The sequence below is a fragment of the Promicromonospora sp. NPDC060204 genome (genome assembly GCF_042728455.1).
In the GTDB taxonomy this organism is placed as follows: Bacteria; Actinomycetota; Actinomycetes; order Actinomycetales; family Cellulomonadaceae; genus Promicromonospora.
In genome coordinates, this window is the sequence record NZ_JBHWZO010000431.1 from 1 (window position 1) to 2461 (window position 2461).

General features: G+C 70.5%; 1 protein-coding gene and 2 tRNA genes. 2 read left to right on the plus strand and 1 reads right to left on the minus strand.

Features of this window, described 5'->3' with window-relative positions; genetic code table 11:
- Positions 1 to 116: 116 nt before the first annotated feature.
- Positions 117 to 1838: a GMC oxidoreductase gene (locus ACFWEJ_RS28395; protein WP_377232506.1), complete on the minus strand. Its 1722-nt coding sequence runs from the start codon at positions 1836 to 1838 to the stop codon at positions 117 to 119.
- A 239-nt stretch (positions 1839 to 2077) separates the two neighbouring features.
- On the opposite strand from ACFWEJ_RS28395, the gene ACFWEJ_RS28400 reads away from it, so the two are divergent.
- A tRNA-Ser gene (locus tag ACFWEJ_RS28400) sits at positions 2078 to 2169 on the plus strand.
- Between the two features lie 186 nt (positions 2170 to 2355).
- Positions 2356 to 2428, plus strand: a tRNA-Arg gene (locus ACFWEJ_RS28405).
- Positions 2429 to 2461: the final 33 nt, after the last annotated feature.

Below are 2461 nucleotides of genomic sequence, written 5' to 3' on the forward strand. Positions count from 1 at the left end.
CACCTGTTGCTGCCGTGCAGACCAGGCCGGCCGAGATGGCCAGCACCGTTCCCGCACGACTCATGACACGGAATCCAGTGGATCCCGGCCGTCGTCCTTCTCGTGAGCCCCCGGGCTCAGGTGATCCCCACGATGGGCAGGCGCAGTGCCGCTGGAGCGGCCTCGGGCACCACCGGGGCGGCCGGACGTACCGGCTCGACGGGCCGGTAGGCCGACCCCAGGGCAGGCCGGCCGTCCTGGTCGCCGGCGTTGGGCCACAGCGCGCACGCCCGCTCGGCCTGCGCCGTGATGGTGAGCGACGGGTTCACCCCAAGGTTCGCGGTCACGGCCGAGCCGTCCATGACGTGCAGGCCCTCGTGGCCGAACATCCGCAGGTACGGGTCGACGACGCCGTCCGCGGCGTCGGAGCCGATGGCGCAGCCGCCGAGGATGTGCGCGGTCAGCGGGATGTTGAAGGGGTCGCCGATCGTGCCGCCCGCGATGCCCTCCACGCCGTCGTCGCCCATCTTGTCCGCCATGCGGCGCACCGCCTCGTGGCCCTCCGGGATCCAGCTCGGGTTGGGCGCGCCGGTGCCCTGCCGGGAGGTCATGTACCGGCCGAACGGCGACCGGCGGGTGAGCGTGGTCAGCGAGTTGTCGTGGGCCTGCATGACCAGGGCGATGACCGTCCGCTCGGACCAGCGGCGCCAGTCCATCAGCACCGGCAGCCACCTGAGGTTCTTGCCCATCTCGCCGAACCAGCGGAAGAACCGGTGCGGTCCGCCGTCGACCAGGATGTGCTGGAGCGCCGCCATGACGTTGGAGCCGTGGCCGTAGCGCACGGGCTCGATGTGGGTGCTCTCGTTCGGGTAGAACGACGAGGTGATCGCGAGGCCGCGCGAGTAGTCGGTCGAGCTGACCTTGTGCGTCATCGCGCCCAGCAGCGCCTCAGAGTTGGTGCGGGTGAGGTGCCCGAGCCGGTCAGAGAGGCCCGGCAGCGTGCCGGCGTCCTTCATGGCGTGCAGCAGGCGCTGCGTGCCGAGGGTGCCGGCGGCGAACACGACCTGCTTCGCCGTGAACGTGCGCCGCCCGGCCCACCTCCTGCCGGTGCGGTGGGTGCGGATCTCGTAGCCGCCGCCCTCCGCCGCTGCCCGCGGCCGGACGACGTCGGCCGTGGTCAGCGGGTGCACCTCGGCGCCCGCGCGCTCCGCGAGGTAGAGGTAGTTCTTGACCAGGGTGTTCTTGGCGCCGTGCCGGCAGCCGGTCATGCACTCGCCGCACTCGATGCAGCCCGTCCGCTCCGGTCCGGCCCCGCCGAAGAACGGGTCGGCGGCCCGGCGGCCCGGCGACGGCGCCTCCGCGCCGCCCGGCCCGAAGTACACACCCACCCGGGTGGGCCGGAACGTCTCGCCCACGCCCATGTCGTCCGCGACGCCCCGGATGACGTCGTCCGCGGGCGAGCGGCCGTGGTACCGGACGACGCCGAGCATGCGCTCCGCCTGGTCGTAGTACGGCGCGAGCTCGGACTTCCAGTCGGCGATGTGGGACCAGGCGGAGTCGGCGTAGAAGGGGTCCAGGGGGCGGTAGAGGGTGTTGGCGTACACCAGTGACCCGCCGCCCACGCCTGCGCCCGTCAGGCACAGCACGTTGCGCAGCAGGCGCACGCGCTGGATGCCGTAGCACCCCAGGGCGGGCGCCCACAGGAACTGCCTGAGGTGCCAGGAGTTCTTGGCGAACTCGTCGTCCTCGAACCGGCGGCCCGCCTCGAGCACACCCACCCTGTAGCCCTTCTCCGTGAGGCGGAGGGCAGCAACGCTGCCGCCGAAACCCGAGCCGATCACCAAGACGTCGTAGTCCATGACCGCGAATGTACCCGTTATTGACGCTGTATGAAATACGCTGCCGGACGCCGCCCGGACCCAGGCGAGGGCGTCTGGCGCATGTCCCGGGCCACCTCGGCTCGGACGGAAAATCGGCAGGATCTCGCGGATGTCGCCTTGTCCCGCGTGCCGCCGGCCGTCCCACTTTGCTCAGGTCGCCGTGCGCCAGGTAGCCTGGGCCGCGCGGCATCGCCCTGCCTGGGTAGAAGCTGTCGCGAGGAGACGTCGCATAGTCAGGTCTAGTGCGCCACCCTGCTAAGGTGGTAACGGGGCAACCCGTTCGAGGGTTCAAATCCCTCCGTCTCCGCCAGGAAGGTCCCGGCCGCGCGTGACGCCCGGGGCCTTTTCTGTGAGAGGCTTCGGCACGCAGGTTCAGGGCTGTGACGGAGTTCTCCTCGGGAAGTGCGGATTTGAGTTTGGGCCCGCGCCGAACAGGCGGTAATGTTCTCGTCGGTCGGCCGTGTGAACGGCAGGCAGGCAGCAGTTGGTACGACAAGCGCCCGTAGCTCAACGGATAGAGCATCTGACTACGGATCAGAAGGTTGGGGGTTCGAATCCCTTCGGGCGCACAGCAGGAACGAGGCCCCGGTCGGCGGAAACGC